Source organism: Caulobacter sp. GW821-FHT10A06, from assembly GCF_059415805.1.
Genome location: NZ_JBWKNY010000001.1, coordinates 283,064 through 298,077, shown reverse-complemented (window position 1 = coordinate 298,077; position 15,014 = coordinate 283,064). Strand labels below are relative to the sequence as shown.

Annotated in this window: 16 protein-coding genes; 7 read left to right on the top strand and 9 right to left on the bottom strand. The window is 66.8% G+C overall.

Annotation, left to right across the window (positions count from 1 at the left end; translation table 11 throughout):
• Positions 1-82: 82 nt before the first annotated feature.
• Both AC07NF_RS01345 and AC07NF_RS01340 read right to left on the bottom strand, forming a co-directional pair.
• Entirely contained in the window at positions 83-517 is a 435-nt protein-coding gene (locus AC07NF_RS01345) for a hypothetical protein (RefSeq protein WP_494632245.1), read from the bottom strand.
• A gap of 179 nt (positions 518-696) precedes the next feature.
• Positions 697-879, bottom strand: a complete 183-nt coding sequence (locus AC07NF_RS01340) for a hypothetical protein (protein WP_494632247.1) — start codon at positions 877-879, stop codon at positions 697-699.
• 119 nt (positions 880-998) lie between these two features.
• Between AC07NF_RS01340 and AC07NF_RS01335 the strand changes: the two genes are divergently transcribed.
• Genes AC07NF_RS01335 through AC07NF_RS01325 form a run of 3 tightly spaced genes read left to right on the top strand, consistent with a single transcriptional unit; the run spans position 999 to position 2,490 of the window.
• Positions 999-1,325, top strand: a complete 327-nt coding sequence (locus tag AC07NF_RS01335) for a DUF3606 domain-containing protein (RefSeq protein WP_494632250.1) — start codon at positions 999-1,001, stop codon at positions 1,323-1,325.
• On the top strand, positions 1,322-2,095 hold the full coding sequence (locus AC07NF_RS01330; protein ID WP_494632253.1) for an exodeoxyribonuclease III: 774 nt from the start codon (positions 1,322-1,324) through the stop codon (positions 2,093-2,095). The genes AC07NF_RS01335 and AC07NF_RS01330 overlap by 4 nt, the downstream gene beginning before the upstream one ends.
• Positions 2,092-2,490 (top strand): hypothetical protein, encoded by a 399-nt coding sequence (locus tag AC07NF_RS01325; RefSeq protein ID WP_494632256.1) that lies wholly within the window; start codon positions 2,092-2,094, stop codon positions 2,488-2,490. The genes AC07NF_RS01330 and AC07NF_RS01325 overlap by 4 nt, the downstream gene beginning before the upstream one ends.
• On the opposite strand, the gene AC07NF_RS01320 is transcribed toward AC07NF_RS01325, so the two are convergent.
• On the bottom strand, positions 2,441-2,968 hold the full coding sequence (locus AC07NF_RS01320; RefSeq protein ID WP_494632258.1) for an antirestriction protein ArdA: 528 nt from the start codon (positions 2,966-2,968) through the stop codon (positions 2,441-2,443). The genes AC07NF_RS01325 and AC07NF_RS01320 overlap by 50 nt on opposite strands.
• Before the next feature lie 686 nt (positions 2,969-3,654).
• On the opposite strand from AC07NF_RS01320, the gene AC07NF_RS01315 reads away from it, so the two are divergent.
• Entirely contained in the window at positions 3,655-3,972 is a 318-nt protein-coding gene (locus AC07NF_RS01315) for a helix-turn-helix transcriptional regulator (RefSeq protein ID WP_494632262.1), read from the top strand.
• Here AC07NF_RS01315 and AC07NF_RS01310 read toward each other — a convergent pair.
• On the bottom strand, positions 3,957-4,880 hold the full coding sequence (locus AC07NF_RS01310; RefSeq protein ID WP_494632268.1) for a hypothetical protein: 924 nt from the start codon (positions 4,878-4,880) through the stop codon (positions 3,957-3,959). The two genes, AC07NF_RS01315 and AC07NF_RS01310, sit on opposite strands and share 16 nt — an antisense overlap.
• Before the next feature lie 86 nt (positions 4,881-4,966).
• On the opposite strand from AC07NF_RS01310, the gene AC07NF_RS01305 reads away from it, so the two are divergent.
• From AC07NF_RS01305 to AC07NF_RS01295, 3 genes are all read left to right on the top strand, one after another.
• Positions 4,967-6,481, top strand: coding sequence for an AAA family ATPase (locus tag AC07NF_RS01305; RefSeq protein ID WP_494632275.1), 1,515 nt, complete (start codon positions 4,967-4,969; stop codon positions 6,479-6,481).
• A gap of 95 nt (positions 6,482-6,576) precedes the next feature.
• Positions 6,577-7,305, top strand: a complete 729-nt coding sequence (locus AC07NF_RS01300; RefSeq protein ID WP_494632279.1) for an HNH endonuclease — start codon at positions 6,577-6,579, stop codon at positions 7,303-7,305.
• A gap of 86 nt (positions 7,306-7,391) precedes the next feature.
• Positions 7,392-8,558 carry a hypothetical protein gene (locus AC07NF_RS01295; protein ID WP_494632284.1) on the top strand — a complete coding sequence of 389 codons (1,167 nt, stop codon included), beginning with the start codon at positions 7,392-7,394 and terminating at the stop codon, positions 8,556-8,558.
• A 21-nt stretch (positions 8,559-8,579) separates the two neighbouring features.
• Here AC07NF_RS01295 and AC07NF_RS01290 read toward each other — a convergent pair whose 3' ends face one another.
• The 5 genes from AC07NF_RS01290 to guaB all read right to left on the bottom strand — a co-directional run bounded on the left by AC07NF_RS01290 (position 8,580) and on the right by guaB (position 14,885).
• Positions 8,580-9,836: a tyrosine-type recombinase/integrase gene (locus tag AC07NF_RS01290; protein ID WP_494632289.1), complete on the bottom strand. Its 1,257-nt coding sequence runs from the start codon at positions 9,834-9,836 to the stop codon at positions 8,580-8,582.
• A 318-nt stretch (positions 9,837-10,154) separates the two neighbouring features.
• Positions 10,155-11,714: a glutamine-hydrolyzing GMP synthase gene (gene guaA / locus AC07NF_RS01285; protein WP_494632294.1), complete on the bottom strand. Its 1,560-nt coding sequence runs from the start codon at positions 11,712-11,714 to the stop codon at positions 10,155-10,157.
• 31 nt (positions 11,715-11,745) lie between these two features.
• Positions 11,746-13,023 (bottom strand): RsmB/NOP family class I SAM-dependent RNA methyltransferase, encoded by a 1,278-nt coding sequence (locus tag AC07NF_RS01280; RefSeq protein WP_494632299.1) that lies wholly within the window; start codon positions 13,021-13,023, stop codon positions 11,746-11,748.
• The gene (locus AC07NF_RS01275) at positions 13,023-13,418 is read right to left on the bottom strand and encodes an MAPEG family protein (protein ID WP_494632302.1); all 396 of its coding nucleotides are present in this window, start codon (positions 13,416-13,418) and stop codon (positions 13,023-13,025) included. Before AC07NF_RS01275 ends, AC07NF_RS01280 begins: the two co-directional genes overlap by 1 nt.
• Positions 13,419-13,421: 3 nt before the next feature.
• Positions 13,422-14,885: an IMP dehydrogenase gene (guaB, locus tag AC07NF_RS01270; RefSeq protein ID WP_494632306.1), complete on the bottom strand. Its 1,464-nt coding sequence runs from the start codon at positions 14,883-14,885 to the stop codon at positions 13,422-13,424.
• Between the last annotated feature and the right edge of the window lie 129 nt (positions 14,886-15,014).

Below are 15,014 nucleotides of genomic sequence, written 5' to 3'. Positions count from 1 at the left end.
CCGCCCGTCGCAGGCCTTCGTTGGGCGCTTCGCGCGGCAGGGTGACGACCACTTCGGCGCCGGGCGGCCCGCGTCGTTCCAGTCACGGCCGCCGGGCGTGCGCCATGACCCGGTTAAGCAGGACTTCGCTGTCTGCCGCATCGCGCTGGAACGCGATCATGAAGCCGTCGATGAGCGGCGCGGCCAGGGTCTCGAACCGCTGGACGGCGGCCAGCGGAACGCGGGCCCGCAGCCCGCCCGGGAACTTGCCGACCGCCCCGCCGGTCAAGGCCACGGCAAGCAACAGCTGGTCGTGCGCGTCGCGCTCGCCTGCCCCGGCGCCGAGCGCCTGGACCCTCGCGCCGGGCGCGATGCGGAATTCGTAGACCGCAACGCGACTGGCGGCGGCGGCGTGCGCCATGAAGAGCTCGCGACGGGCCACGACGCCGTCCACGCCGAGGACTTCCGCCGCCTGAGGGGCGGTCGCGTCGTCGTCGAAGAGGTCGAGAACAGCGTGAGCCGCCGGTGTCCGTGCCATGATCCTAAATGGGGATGCGAGCAGCGCTTTTCGAGAGATCGGCCGGCTCGCGGGCGCTAGAGGGCGAACGCACGAACCGGCCTTCTCCGTCCGCCGAAACGCCACGCGACGGAGCTTAAATCCAGCGATCGCGTCCGGATCTGGTTCCCCGATCCAGACGTGATCGCGGCGGGCCGGCCTCAAGCCTTCTGGCGATCGCCCTTGTCACCCTGGCCGGGACCGGCGTCGTGGCTGGAGTGGCGGCGCTGGTCGGCGGCCAACGACTTGCCGACATCGACCTCCTCGGTGAAGTGGCCTTCGCCGTCGCGCCGGACGAAGCGCTTGTCGCCGGGGGTGGGCTCGATGAGTTCGCGTTTGGACATGGCGGGTCTCCTTCTGGAAGGCGAATCCGCGACTCAGGCTGCTGGTTCCGTCCTTGTCCCTGCCGCGCCAACCCGGAACGCGCGCGCCGCCTGTCGGTTAGGCCAGTCTGGAGGACATCATGAACACCGACGCCTACGATACGCCAAGCCAAGTCGACCCCGTCGAGGGCGAGGTCAGCGTGCGCGGCCCTGGACCGACGGGCGTGTCGATGACCCCACAGGCCGCGCACGAAACGGCCGCGCGACTGGATAGCGCGGCCACGCGGGCCGAGGACGGCCATGTCGAAGCGATCGACATCGGAGATCCGCGCGCCCTGCAGCGTTGGGCCGAACGCCTGGGCGTAGACGCCGACGCCGTGCGCAATGCGGTGATCGCGGTGGGGACCGACAGCGAGGCGGTCGGCCTCAGACTGGCCTCAGCGCGCGGGGCCTCCGGTCCGGCGTGAAGATCGCCACCTTCAACATCAACGACGTCCTCAAGCGCCTGGACAACCTGATCGACTGGCTGGCCGAGGCCGAGCCCGATGTCGTCTGCTTGCAGGAGCTGAAGGCCGAGCAAGGCCGGTTCCCGGCCGAGATGCTTGAGCAGCTGGGCTACGGCGCGGTCTGGCGCGGCGAGCGCACCTGGAACGGCGTGGCCATCTTGGCGCGCGGCGCCACCCCGGTCCTGACCCGCACCGCCCTGCCCGGCGCGCCCGATGATCGCCAGGCGCGCTATGTCGAGGCGGCGGTGAACGGCGTGCTGGTCGGCTGTCTCTACCTGCCCAACGGCAATCCTAGGCCGGGACCCAAGTTCGACTACAAACTGGCTTGGTTCGAGCGGCTGATCGATCATGCCGCCGGCCTGATGGCCACCGGCGCGCCCGTGGTCCTGGCCGGCGACTACAATGTCGTGCCCAGCGAGGCCGACCTCTATGCCGGCCATTCCTACGCCGGCAACGCCCTGCTCTCGCGCGAGGCCCGGGCCGCCTACCAGCGGCTGCTGGATCAGGGCTGGACTGACGCCCTGCTCACAGCCGTCCCCGAGGCGCCGCCCTGGACCTTCTGGTCGTATCTTCGCGAGCGCTGGCCACGCGACAAGGGCATGCGGATTGACCACCTTCTGCTGACGCCCGACCTTGCCGCCGAAATGGTCTCGGCGGGCGTGGACCGCTGGACCCGCGGCCAGGACGGCGCCAGCGACCATGCCCCGGCCTGGATCGAGCTTGCCCGGTGAGCGCGCCGCGCACGCCCGATGGCCGTTACATCCTGGTGCGCGGTCGGCTGTGGCGCGCGGCCAACCCCGGCCTTCCCGAGCGCGAGCGCCAAGCCCTGGTGACCGCGCTGATGAACGGACGGCGAGCCGTGCGCGCGGCGCTGAAGACCGACGAACCCGCCGCTCTGGCGGACGCGCGCGCCCAGGTCGATGCGGCCAAGGTCGGGCTCGGTGAGCGCGGACCGGTATGGTGGCGCGACGGCGCCCCCGACCTCAATCGCCACATGGCGCGCAACACCCCCTACGCCGCGTGGTTCGCCGAGCTGACCGAGACCGAAGAACAGCGCCCCGGGCGACGCGGAACCACTAGCGCGACAGGAAAACGTGAACCCCGTCGCGGCCCGTCCGCAGGGTGAAGACTTCGCCGTTCAACTTCGCATCGCGGGCCATGGCTTCCCAATCGATGTAGTAGCGCAGCGTCTTGGGGATTTCCGTCGTCTCTTCGGTCAGCTCCTGGACCCAGTCGGCGAGGCTGTCGTAGGCGCCGCGATAGTCCTCGTCGAGCGCCCCGGCCGCCGCCTCCAGGTCGCCGCCGACATGCTCAAGCACCACCGCCCCCAGCTCGCCACGCTCACGCAGGAAGGCGGCGACGGCGACCACGCGGTCGATCCCCGCATCTTCGGTGATGTCGATCCCGCCGAACCCTTCGTGATCGTGGATGGCCCATTCCTCGGCCAGCGGCTCGGGCGAGGCCGCCAGCATGGCGGCGATGGCCGCCCGCACGGCGTCGGCGTCCTCGCCGACCTCGATCCAGGCCCCGTGGAGGCGGCCGCCGTTGTAGGCGGCCAGGCAGGCGACATAGATGCGCGGCTCCAGGGCGTCAGGGTCTTGCATGGGGCTCTCCTCGAAGGCCGGGGTTCGAGCGCAAAAGGCGCGCTGAACCCCGACGCCCGTCGGCGAGACCGGGGGTGCAAGCGGAGCGGCCGGCTTCGCGGGGACCCGGCTGCAGGACGGCCGCAGGCCGGCCGAAGCTGGGCGGAAGCCGGTCCGAAGCGCGCCGGGGGCGGAGCCCCAAGCCCTGCCCGTACTATTCTGGTGGTGTCGAGGTCACGGTCGCCTCGCGATCTGCTCGCGAAGCGGTGGCGAGAACGGGATTACGCGCCAACTGGCGGGTCAGTTCAAAAGCTTTCTTCGAATGTGGGCCGCCGCGCGCCGCATGGACTCCGCCTCGCGCGCCTTGCCCCACTGCTCTAGCGTGATCGCGGCAGCCTCCGCCCGAGCGATTACCTCGCTCAAAGATGCGCCTGGAAACGCGCCGATCAGATGGCCGGCAGCTTCGTCCCAATCGACGTCATCGAGCGACTTCCGAGGCCTCATGATCCTAGCTAACCCCTTGGCTGCTCCGACTGCAAGAACCAGCGGAGCTTGCACACCCTCGCGGCCACGCGGACGTCGCTGGTTCACGGCTCGAACCCGCAACCGCCGTTTGCCTGCCTTTGCGCGCCAGGGCCGGCAGTGGGTGACAACACGCTTTTCGGGGCGATGGCCAAGGACTTAGGTCATTGCCAAGGAGCACGACCATGACCCAAAGCGCACCGCAAATGCCTCGACGCCACCCTGATTCCATGCCCACGCGCGCTATACGGCGCGCCCAGCTTCGCCAGATCGTGCCGCTGGCCGACACCACCATTTACGAGATGGAGCGACGCGGGGAGTTTCCGCGCCGGTTCGCCCTCACCCGCCGCTGCGTGGTCTGGGACCTTTCCGAGGTCGAGGCCTGGCTGGCCGAGCGCAAGCGCGACGGTGAAGCAGGCGTCCAGGAGCGCGCGCCCGCACCTGACGTGCGAGATCGCAGGACCCGTCCGGTGAGATCCGTTCAGCGTCAATCGAACGGATAGTCCTGGGCCCGCCAACGCCCGTGGGATTTGTAAGCCGGCACATAGACCTCGGTGGGTCCCGGAATGAATGTCGGCCAGATGGCCGGCGCACCGCCGTCGCCAACCTTCAACTGGCCGGCGGAGCCGAACTGCGCCGCCATCAGGATGGCGCAGGCGGACACCGCGTGGAACGCCTGCTGCAAGCCGGCACGGGCCAAGCCAGTCTCGCGATCATGCTTGGTGGCGTTGTAGGCGTCATACCAAGGCAACGACGTCGTCGGCGCTCCGGCGTTCCAGCCGGCGAACGGCGCCATCGGCTCGAGCCAAGGGTACTGCGGAAACTCCACGAGCCATTTGTCGAGCTTCAGAACCGGCAAGAGCTTCACATAGTCATTGGTGTTGGACTTGGGTCGCACATAGCCGTTGGCGCGCAGCACGGCTCGGCAGTGGGCCTCGACCTCCATAGCCGCCAAAAGCAGCAGGTTTCGGGTCTCGTGGCCATAGGCCGCAAGGTTGCGCCCCCTGGGCTCGATCACCAGGCAAATCCGCTCCAATGAACGGTTGAGCACCGACAACTGCGCCAGCCCACTGGCGATGGCTTCGCGATCAGCGACCATGCCTGGCGTCGGTCCTCCGGCTGAAAAGGATTCCGTACCCGAGCGCACGTAGATCGGCCGAGCGATCCGGCGATGAAACCGGCCAGGCCCGAGGTCAAGGCGGTGGAAGGTGCCCTCGTTGACCGGCGGGAGCCAGCTGGGACACTGCCGTCGCATCTCGACCCACGCGTCTTCGTCGCCTGGCTGCGCCTTGAACAGAGACCCGGGAATGTGCCGCGAAGCGATGATGTCGACCTGGCTGATCTGCGCGGGCGTCACCTTGTAAACCCCGAGATTTTCGCCATGCCTTCCGATGCGGATGAAATGCTCCAAGGTGGATCCTGCTTCAACCTCAGGTCCAAAAACGAACCAACTCGCGGACCCTAGCTTAGCCATAGGCGGACGGGCATAGTGCCTGGATGCAGTTTCTTGTCTATCGGACCCGATCGACCCCCACGCTGAAGGGCCTGACATACCCCTATGTCAGTCTCTACCAGGACGCCTGGGACGACTTCGGCTGGAAATGCCGGTTCATAGCCACGTTGCATCGTACCAAGGACGACGAGATCGACCTGGGTGCGGTGCGCATCGCCGTGGGAGACAAGGGCTTTCGGGGCGGAGAACTTCCGGCGCTCATCGACGAGCTGCCGGCCAAGGCGGCCTCCCTCGGCGAATCCATCGCCTATTACCGCCGTATTGGCGAACTCCCCGAAAAGCTGCGAAAAAGGTATCTCACTGCGCTTCGCGATATCGTCGCTAGGCCTTCGCGGCAGAAACGCATCACAGCCATCAAGCTGTGGGAGGACTCTTTTCAACGGGAAGCCTCCTCACGGCACGCGCTGAAGCGTGGCGGCCATTATATCGACGCGCCCAGCGAGAAAATCGAACCGCCTGTCTTCAAGTTCACGATGAAGCTTAAGGGCGCCACCGGTCCCCACGTCGTCGACCTGGATTTTTCGGCGCACAACGGCTTGCCCAACCGAACCATCCTGCTGGTCGGCCGCAACGGCACCGGCAAGACCCGTGCGCTTTCCAGCTTGGCCGCCACCGTCATGCCGCCTCAGGTCTTCACCGAAGACACGCGCAAAGGCATGCCCAAGGCCGAGATCACCCCGCCCCCCGAAATCAGTCGGGTGATCACCATCTCGTACAACGCCTTCGACGAGTTCCCCCTACCCAATGAACCGGCGCGCGCGCCGCGACTGCTGGGTGTGTCCTATCGCTCCAGGGCCTCGTACAAGTATTGCGGTCTACGCACGGTCGACGGCACGATCAACGCCGACGAAATCAGCAAAATGCTGGGTGAAGCGCTGCAGCCGGTCGTCGAAAGCGACCGGGAGGACGTTCTCCAGCGCGTCCTCTCCACGCTGCTCGACCCCGCGCGCGCCGAAGCCTTGAGTTCCGGCGACCAGGACGTCCGGGACGAAGCGGTACGTGCCTTGAGCGCCGGTCAGCGCCTCGTGGCGGCAATTTTCAGCAACATCGTCGGCTTTATCGAGGAAGGCTCGTTGCTTCTGATCGACGAACCCGAAACGAACCTTCACCCCGGGCTCCTCACCACGGTCATCGCGGCGTTGAACCAGACGCTGGAAGAATTCGATTCCTACGCCGTCGTGGCCACGCATTCCCCGATCCTGCTGCAGCAGATCCCCAGTCGCTATGTTCGCGTCTTCACGCGCGATAGCGCCGATCGGCCCAACATCCGGACACCCAGGTTTGAGAGCTTTGGGGAAGACCTGGGGGAACTGACCCGACGTGTCCTGGGCCTGGCTGATCCGGAGACCGACTTCACGCACGTACTGGACGCGCTGTTCAAGCAGCATGGCAGCGCCGAGGCTGTGCAAGCGCTGTTTCCCTACCCGCTGGGTGTTCCGGCCCAAATGCATCTGTACGGCCTGGAGGAAGCCCAAGAAGACCCGGACGGCGGACTGTGAGGCGGCTGGGACCCTACGCGGCGAGAACCGTTCCGTCGTTCGCCACTCTAGTGGAAGATTCGACGCCCGAGCGTAAGGCGACCCTGGAACCCTTCGTGGCCGCCGTAGCTGCGGCTTGCGCCGCCTACGACGACGCGTCGCCCGATGTTCATGCGCTGGCGGCGATCAAGATGACCAAGGTCGATCGCGACGCCCTGATTGATGGTTATGACGGCCGCACCGTCGCGATCAAGCGCCGGCTGGGCAAGATGATCGCCTCCTTGCCGGCCGCGGACGCTGACCTCTGCCCCTACTGCTCGCTCGACACCAATCCGGACCTCGACCACTTCTTACCCAAGGCCGTGTTCCCGGAGTTCTCACTGCATGCGCGCAACCTCGTTCCGATCTGCACGCCCTGCAATCGCAAGAAGCTCAACGCCATCAAAGCCAAGGTCACGAACGCGCGCTTGTTCCTGCACCCGAGTGCTGAACCAACCGACAATGCCCAGGTGCTGGAAGCCGACCTCAGCTTCGCAGATGGAAAAATGACCGTCACCTATCGCATCGACGACGCCGGGGCTTTGTCGGATGACGAGCTCGCGCTGGTAAAACGCCACTTCGCTCGCCTGGGTCTGGGTGATCGCTACAGCCGGCGAGCTCACAGCTACATGGCCTCATTTAAGGCCAGCGTTGCAGGCCACTCGGCAGCGGCGGTTGCGAAAGCGCTGCATTCGAAAATCGAGAACCCCGAATTCGGCGAACCCGTCAACGGCTGGCGGCCAGCGCTCTACCGCGCGGTGATTATTCAGCCGCAGGAAACGCTCGACTGGCTGACCACGCCATAGCTCGATCGCCTGGCGCCTCAACCAGCGGCGTTTGCAAATTGGCGTTCCTCGGCTAGCCGTCCCGTCACCGCACGAGGAAGGAGCCCATGGAAAAGGAATTCACGCGCCAGTCGCTTTACGATCTCGTCTGGTCCGAGCCCGTCAAAGTCATCGCGCCCCGCTTCGGGATGTCCGACGTCGCGTTCAAGAAGTACTGCATGCGGGGCGGCATACCCGTTCCCGAGCGCGGCTACTGGGCCAAGCTGACGGCCGGCAAACCGGTCATACGCTTTAAGCTCCCGCCCCGCGACCCAGGCGCCAACGACAGGATCCGGATCGGTCCCGAGACCTATGGCAGCTTCAACGCCGAGGCCGAATTGGCCAAGCCGCCGCCGGAGGCGCCCGTCTTCGACGAAGCCCTAGACGCCGTGCGCGCCCGGGCTGAACGGCGTCTAGGCAAGGTCAAGTTCGTGCGCGACCTGACCAGCCCGTGCGCCGGTCTGCGCCGGCTCGTGCAGGAAGACGCCAAGCGCGCGCTTCGCCAGCAGACCAGCCCTTACAGCTTCTCCTGGGACAATCCGCAATTCGAGAGCCCCTTCGAAAGGCGCCGGATGCGGGTTCTCAACAGCCTCGGCCTGGGCTTGGCCAAGAGCCAGATCCGGCTGGACGTACGCGGCCGCACGGGTCGCGACATCCTCGCGACGGTCGGTGATACGCCCATCAAGATCCGCCTGGACCATCCCTCGGCGAAGGCCAGCCAACACGGCGAATGGGCTATCCGGGAGGGCCCGGTAGACGATCTGCGGTTGATCATCGGACCCGACAAGGATCGCGCCGGGAACTACCAGGCCGTCTGGGAGGACGGCGACGAGGGCAAGCTGGAGGAACAGCTGACCGCGATCGCTTTGGAGACCGTCGTGGCCGGCGAGGCGGAGTACCGCGCGACCCAGCATCGGATCCATGAACGACGGCTCCAATATCGGATCGAGCTGGCGCGCGACCTGGAAAAGCGCCGCATCGAGGCTGAGAGGCAAGCTCGCGAGCGCCGCGCCGCCGCGCTCCAGGCCCGACGGGAGCAGCTGTTCGGCCAGGCCCGGGATTGGCGGACGGCGCAGGACATTCGCGGCTTCGTCGCCTCGGTGCTGGCCCAGCCGGCTCCCGCCCAGTCGGCCGAGGACCTCGGGGCTTGGGCCGACTGGGCGCTGGCGGAGGCAGACGTCCTCGATCCGGTCCTATCGGGCGGCTTGTCCTTGCCCGACGCCTCGGACGCCTAGACCTGGTCCGGGAACCCTGGCTCAGGCGCGCGGATCCAAGGTGACCCCATGGACCTCGGCCGGCCGCAGCGTCGGCACATGCCGCTCGCCCCTCACCCAGGCGTCGATCATGTCGGCCCACTCTTGGAGCATGTGCCGACGCTGCTGGGCGTACTCGGCGACATTGTAGACGCGGCGAGAGGTCCGACGATCGACATGGGCGAGGCACTTCTCGATCCAGTCGCTCTCGAACCCGACCTCGTTCAGGAGAGTCGATCCCGTCCGTCGCAGGTCATGGACCGTGAACGGCGCCAGCGGCAGACCTTGCTCCTTGGCCCGCTCGCCGATCGACATCGTCACCCGGTTGAAGGTCGCCCGCGACATCGGCTGGTCGGCCTCATAGCGAGACGGCAACAGGTAGGGCGAGTTTCCCGCGCAGGTCTTGAGCGCGATCATGATGTCGAGCGCCTGGGTCGACAGATAGATGTTGTGCGCCCTCGCCCCCTTCATCCGGGCGGCGGGAATGGACCAGACCGCGTTGACGAAGTCGACCTCGTCCCAGGTGGCGTCCTGCAGCTCACTCTTCCTGACCAGGGTCAGCAGGATGAGCTTCATGCCAAGCCTGATCGTCGGCAGGGTCGGAACCTGCTCGAGGAGCGGGTAGAAGAGCCGGATCTCCTTGGGCGACAGGGCGCGCTCGCGGGGCACGAACGACCAGATCGACGAGGGGCTGACGTCGCTGGCCGGGTTCTCGACCTTCTCGCCGTGCAGTCGGGCGAAAGCGAAGATCAGGTTGATCTGATCGCGGATGTGGATCGCGGTGGCCGGTGCGGACCTGTCCTTCACCGTCTGGCAGAGGGCCCGGATGTCTGCCGGCTCGATCTCGGTCAGCAGCCGGTTCTTGAACGCGGGCTCGACGTCGCGCTCGTAGATGGAGCGGCGCATGGCCCTGGTGCTTTCGGCCATGCGGGCTTCCTCCAGCCATTTGCGGCCGAAGTCGCCGAAGGTCTTGGCCGCCTTGATGCGGGCCTTGTCCCTCTGCTTCTCGATCGCGGGCGAGATCCCTTCCCTCACCTTGCGGCGGGCTTCCAGGCCGAGCTCGCGCGCCGCCAGCAGGCTGACGCCGTCGCGGCCATATCGGCCGAGCGTCAGGGTCTCCCGTCGGTTGTTGAGCCGGTAGTCCAGGCGGAAGGTGATCGACCCTGCGGGAGAGACCACCACATAAATACCGTCACGGTCAGCGACCTTGTACGGTTTCTTCTTTGGTTTCAGATGCTTGAGAGCTGCGTCGGTGAGCATGATCGGCCTCCTGCGCACCCCGAAAACCATGAAAAGCGACGCAAAATACCGTCACGCCGAAAACGGCATGCTAGGAGCGACTTTTCCTGAGTAAATTCAGGGGCTTGATGCTGGAAAAAGTACCGTCAGGCCTGACTTGCCATGACGGTATCAGCCGCCCGGCCTCGCGAGCAAGGTCGCGGCGATACCGTCAGACGCACGAAATGTGAACTGGCTCCCCCCGATCGTTGCCGATCGTTGGAGAGCCAGAACACAAATTATTTCAATGATTTAGACGCTATCCGCGATTGTCCGCGAAGGTCCGAAAAGGACCCAGAATCATTCCCACTCGATCGTGCCAGGCGGCTTGCTGGTCACGTCGTAGACGACCCGGTTGACGCCGCGCACTTCGTTGATGATGCGCGTGGCGGTCTTGCCCAGGATCGGCCAGGGGAATTCGAAGAAGTCGGCGGTCATGCCGTCGGTCGAGGTGACCGCGCGCAGGGCCAGGACGTTCTCGTAGGTGCGGGCGTCGCCCATGACGCCGACGGTCTTCACGGGGAGCAGCACGGCGAAGGCCTGCCAGATCTGGTCGTAGAGGCCGGCGTTGCGGATCTCTTCCAGATAGATGGCGTCGGCGTCCTGCAGGACCTTGACCTTCTCGGGCGTGATCTCACCGGGGATGCGGATGGCCAGGCCCGGACCAGGGAACGGGTGGCGACCGACGAAGGCGGGCGCCAGGCCCAGCTCGACGCCCAGGGCGCGGACTTCGTCCTTGAACAGCTCACGCAGCGGCTCGACCAGCTTCAGCTTCATGTAGTCCGGCAGGCCGCCGACATTGTGGTGGCTCTTGATCACCGCCGACGGGCCGCCACGCGCCGAGACGCTCTCGACGACATCCGGATAGAGGGTGCCCTGGGCCAGGAACTGCGCGCCGTCGATCTTGGCGGCTTCCTTGTCGAAGACCTCGATAAACAGGCGGCCGATGGTCTTGCGCTTGGTTTCCGGGTCGCTGACGCCGGCCAGTTCGCCCAGGAACATGTCGCCGGCGTCCACATGGACCAGCGGGATGTTGTAGTGGTCGCGGAACAGGGTGACGACCTGGTCGGCTTCGTTCTTGCGCAACAGGCCGGTGTCGACGAACACGCAGGTCAACTGGTCGCCGATCGCCTCGTGGATCAGGACGGCGGCCACCGAGCTGTCGACGCCGCCCGACAGGCCGCAGATCACCTTGCCGGTCCCGACCTGGTCGCGAATCTTCTGGACCATCTCCTGGCGGAACGCCGCCATGGTCCAGTCGCCCGTCAGGCCGGCCAGGGCCAGGAAGTTCTTGTAGATCTTGGCGCCGTTGACCGTGTGATAGACCTCCGGGTGGAACTGGAGGGCGTAGATCTGCTTGGCGTCATTGGCGATGGCGGCGAACGGGGCGCCGGTCGAGGTGCCGATGACCTCGAAGCCTTCCGGGATGGCGGTGACGCGGTCGCCGTGGCTCATCCAGACGGTTTCCAGCTCGCCGACGCCGGCCAGGCCTTGGAACAGCGGGCTAACCTTGCCGACCGTCAGCTCGGCGCGGCCGAACTCGCCGGCGTGACCGCCCTCGACCTTGCCGCCCAGCACGTCGCACAGCAGCTGCTGGCCGTAGCAGATGGCCAGCATCGGCAGGCCCAGGTCGAACAGCTTGCGGCCGATGCGGGGGCTGTCGTCTTCCAGCACGCTGGCCGGACCGCCCGACAGGATGATGGCCGAGGGCTTGTAGCTGTCGACCAGCTCTTCAGCCTTGTCGAACGGATGGATCTCGCAATAGACGCCGGCCTCGCGCACTCGGCGCGCGATCAGCTGGGTCACTTGGCTGCCGAAATCGACGATCAGGACGCGCTGGTGGTTGGGTTCGGTGGTCATCGGCAAATCTCCAGCGGTCTAGCGGTCAAGGTCAGGGCGTGTAGGACGATCGCTCCAGCACGGCGGCGAAGAAGCCGTCGGTGCCAGCGCGATAAGGGGTCAGGCGCAGATAGCCTTCGGGCGTGACGTGCTCGACGCCGTCCAGGGCGATCGGCTTCACGGTGAATTCGGGGTGACGCTCGAGGAAGCCGGCGACGCGGTCTTCGTTCTCGTCGGTCAGCAGCGAGCAGGTGACATAGACCATGCGGCCGCCGGCCTTCACGAAGGTCGAGGCGTCCTCCAGGACCGAGTCCTGCTCGATCTGGCGCTTCGCCAGCTGGTCGGGCGACAAACGCCATTTCGCATCAGGGTGGCGGCGCCAGGTGCCGGCGCCGGTGCAGGGAGCATCAACGAAGACGACGTCGATCTTGCCTTCCAGGCCCTTGAGCGGCGTGGCCTCGATCGGCGAGCGGATCTGCAGGTTGCGGACCCCTGCCCTCTGGCCGCGCCGGATGGTGTCGGCCAGGCGGCGGGCGTCGCTGTCGTGGGCGAAGATCTGGCCGGTGTTGCCCATGGCGGCGGCGAGCGCGAGCGTCTTGCCGCCCCCGCCGGCGCAGAAGTCCAGCACCTGCTTACCCTTGACCTCACCGGCCACGGCGGCGGCGATCTGCGAGCCCAGATCCTGGACCTCGAACCAGCCCTTGGAGAAGGCCGGCACGGCTTCCACAGACGGCGTGCGGTCGGCGGCCTCGGGCGCGGGGATGCGGAAGGCGGTGGGCAGGACGCCGGCCGGGACAGCGCCGATCAGCGCGACCGCCTTGGCGCCGCGCTCGGCGTCGGTCTTCAGGGTATTGATGCGCAGGTCGACCGGCGCGCGTTCCGACAGCGCCCGCATCTCGACGGTCTGGTCGGCGCCGAACGTGCGAACCAGCCGCTCTTCCAGCCAGTCGGGATAGTCGCCGGCCACCGGGGCCGGCGCGCCGTCCAGCGCAACGGGATTGGCCAGGCGTTCGCGCTCGCCGTCGGTCAAGGCGCCGAAGCCGTGCTCTTCCGAGGCCGCTTCAGCGATCCGCTCGGGCGTCCACGCCCAGACGAAGGCCAGGACGCCCAGCATCACGCCGCGCGCGCTCGTATCGCCCATCATCCAGCCCAGCGAGCGCTTGCGACGCAGGGCGTCCAGCACCAGGCCCGAGACGAAGGCGCGGTCCTTGGAGCCGGCGTAGCGCGCCGTCTCGCCCCAGCGCTTCAGAGCCATTTTCGAGGGAAAATGCCGCGTCTCGATCTCGGTCAAAACCTCGATCGCTGCTGAAACCCGTCCGCCGTCTCGCATCAGACCACCAGGGCCGCGAGCAACATCAAGATCCCGACCATCGAAGCGACCCAGGCCAGGCTGCGTACATAAGGCACGCCGAACGCATAGAGCGGAATATAGACGGCGCGCGCGGCCACATAGACCACCGCGCCGTAGGCGGTCAGGTCGCCCAGACGACCGCCCAGATAGTCGACGATCACCAGCACCGCAAAGAACGCGAACGTCTCGCGGAAGTTGGCGAAGGCGCGTTCCAGGCGCCCCGCGACGCCGGTCAGCACGACCGGCTCGTCGCGGGGACCCGTATTACACTTCAAGCCGCGCTGAGGCTGGGCGGCGGCAGCCGCCCACAGCAGGTGGACGATCCCGATCAGGACCGCCACCGCCAGCATCTGCAGCTCGAAGGCCATCCGCATCGCTTAGACCGCGCTCGGATAGTTCGGGGCTTCGCGCGTGATCATCACGTCGTGGACGTGGCTTTCCCGCAGGCCCGCGCCCGTGATGCGCACGAACTTGGCGCGCTTTTGCAGCTCGGCGATGGTCGGCGCGCCGACATAGCCCATGGCCGCCCGCAGGCCGCCGACCAGCTGGTGCAGCACCGGCGAGATCGGCCCCTTGAACGGGGTCTGGCCCTCGATGCCCTCCGGCACCAGCTTGAAGTTGTCCGTCACTTCCTTCTGGAAGTAGCGGTCGGCCGAGCCGCGGGCCATGGCGCCCACCGAGCCCATGCCGCGATAGCTCTTGTACGAGCGGCCCTGGTACAGGAACACCTCGCCCGGCGCCTCTTCGGTGCCGGCGAACATCGAGCCCATCATGGCGGTCGAGGCCCCGGCCGCGATGGCCTTGGCCAGGTCGCCCGAGTACTTGATGCCGCCGTCGGCGATGATCGGGGTGTTGCTCTCGCGACCGGCGCGGACGGCTTCCATGATCGCGGTCAGCTGCGGCACGCCCACGCCTGCGACGATGCGGGTGGTGCAGATCGAGCCCGGGCCGATGCCCACCTTCACCGCGTCGGCGCCGGCGTCGATCAGGGCGCGGGCAGCGTCATAGGTGGCGATGTTGCCGGCCACGATCTGGACGCGGTTGGCTTCGCGCTTCAGGCGCGAGACCGCCGCGGCGACCTGGCTGGAGTGGCCGTGGGCGGTGTCGATGACGACGACGTCGACACCGGCGTCCACCAGGCCCATCGAGCGCTCGAAGCCGGCGTCGCCGACGGTCGAGGCCGCGCCGACCAGCAGGCGGCCCTTGTCGTCCTTGGCGGCCAGGGGGTGAGCCTGGGCCTTCTCGATGTCCTTCACCGTGATCAGGCCGACGGCGCGATAGGCCTCGTCGACGACGATCAGGCGTTCGATCTTGTGCTTGCGCAGCAGCTCGCGGGCTTCGGCCTGGTCGACGCCTTCGGCGACGGTGATCAGGTTCTCGCGGGTCATGATCGCTGAGGCCGGGACGTTGGCGTCGCCCTCGAAGCGCATGTCGCGGTTGGTGACGATGCCGACCAGCTTGCCGGTGCCGCGCTCGACCACCGGGAAGCCCGAGATCTTGCGACGGGCCGTGATCTCGCGGATCTCGGCCAAGGTGGTGTCGGGGTGGATGGTCAGCGGATTGATGACCATGCCGCTTTCGTAGCGCTTGACCTCGCGCACCTGGTCGGCCTGCTCCTCGTTGGTGAGGTTGCGGTGCAGGATGCCAAGGCCGCCGGCCTGCGCCATCGCGATGGCCAGGCGGCTTTCGGTCACCGTGTCCATGGCGGCGGACACGAGCGGAATGTTCAGACTGATTTCACGCGTGAACCGGGTCTCGGTCGTCACCTGGGTAGGCATGACGTCGGACGGGCCGGGTTCGAGCAAAACGTCGTCGAAGGTAAGCCCTTCGCGAATCTCCATCGGAGTCTCCATTTTGCGGCGCGTATGTAGCCGCGAGGGGGGCGGTTGTCGACCCGCCGCAAGTGCGAAATGGAGATGAATTTTTCAAGGGCAGTGTCTGGCGAGACCGGCTTGCCGATCCAGGGCCGA

Coding starts and splice junctions, on each gene's coding strand:
- AC07NF_RS01280 (WP_494632299.1), bottom strand. CDS start 13,023: ATGCGAGACGGCGGACGGGTTTCAGCAGCGATCGAGGTTTTGACCGAG.
- guaA (WP_494632294.1), bottom strand. CDS start 11,714: ATGACCACCGAACCCAACCACCAGCGCGTCCTGATCGTCGATTTCGGC.
- AC07NF_RS01315 (WP_494632262.1), top strand. CDS start 3,655: ATGACCCAAAGCGCACCGCAAATGCCTCGACGCCACCCTGATTCCATG.
- AC07NF_RS01335 (WP_494632250.1), top strand. CDS start 999: ATGAACACCGACGCCTACGATACGCCAAGCCAAGTCGACCCCGTCGAG.
- guaB (WP_494632306.1), bottom strand. CDS start 14,885: ATGGAGATTCGCGAAGGGCTTACCTTCGACGACGTTTTGCTCGAACCC.
- AC07NF_RS01345 (WP_494632245.1), bottom strand. CDS start 517: ATGGCACGGACACCGGCGGCTCACGCTGTTCTCGACCTCTTCGACGAC.
- AC07NF_RS01320 (WP_494632258.1), bottom strand. CDS start 2,968: ATGCAAGACCCTGACGCCCTGGAGCCGCGCATCTATGTCGCCTGCCTG.
- AC07NF_RS01305 (WP_494632275.1), top strand. CDS start 4,967: ATGCAGTTTCTTGTCTATCGGACCCGATCGACCCCCACGCTGAAGGGC.
- AC07NF_RS01290 (WP_494632289.1), bottom strand. CDS start 9,836: ATGCTCACCGACGCAGCTCTCAAGCATCTGAAACCAAAGAAGAAACCG.
- AC07NF_RS01340 (WP_494632247.1), bottom strand. CDS start 879: ATGTCCAAACGCGAACTCATCGAGCCCACCCCCGGCGACAAGCGCTTC.
- AC07NF_RS01295 (WP_494632284.1), top strand. CDS start 7,392: ATGGAAAAGGAATTCACGCGCCAGTCGCTTTACGATCTCGTCTGGTCC.
- AC07NF_RS01275 (WP_494632302.1), bottom strand. CDS start 13,418: ATGCGGATGGCCTTCGAGCTGCAGATGCTGGCGGTGGCGGTCCTGATC.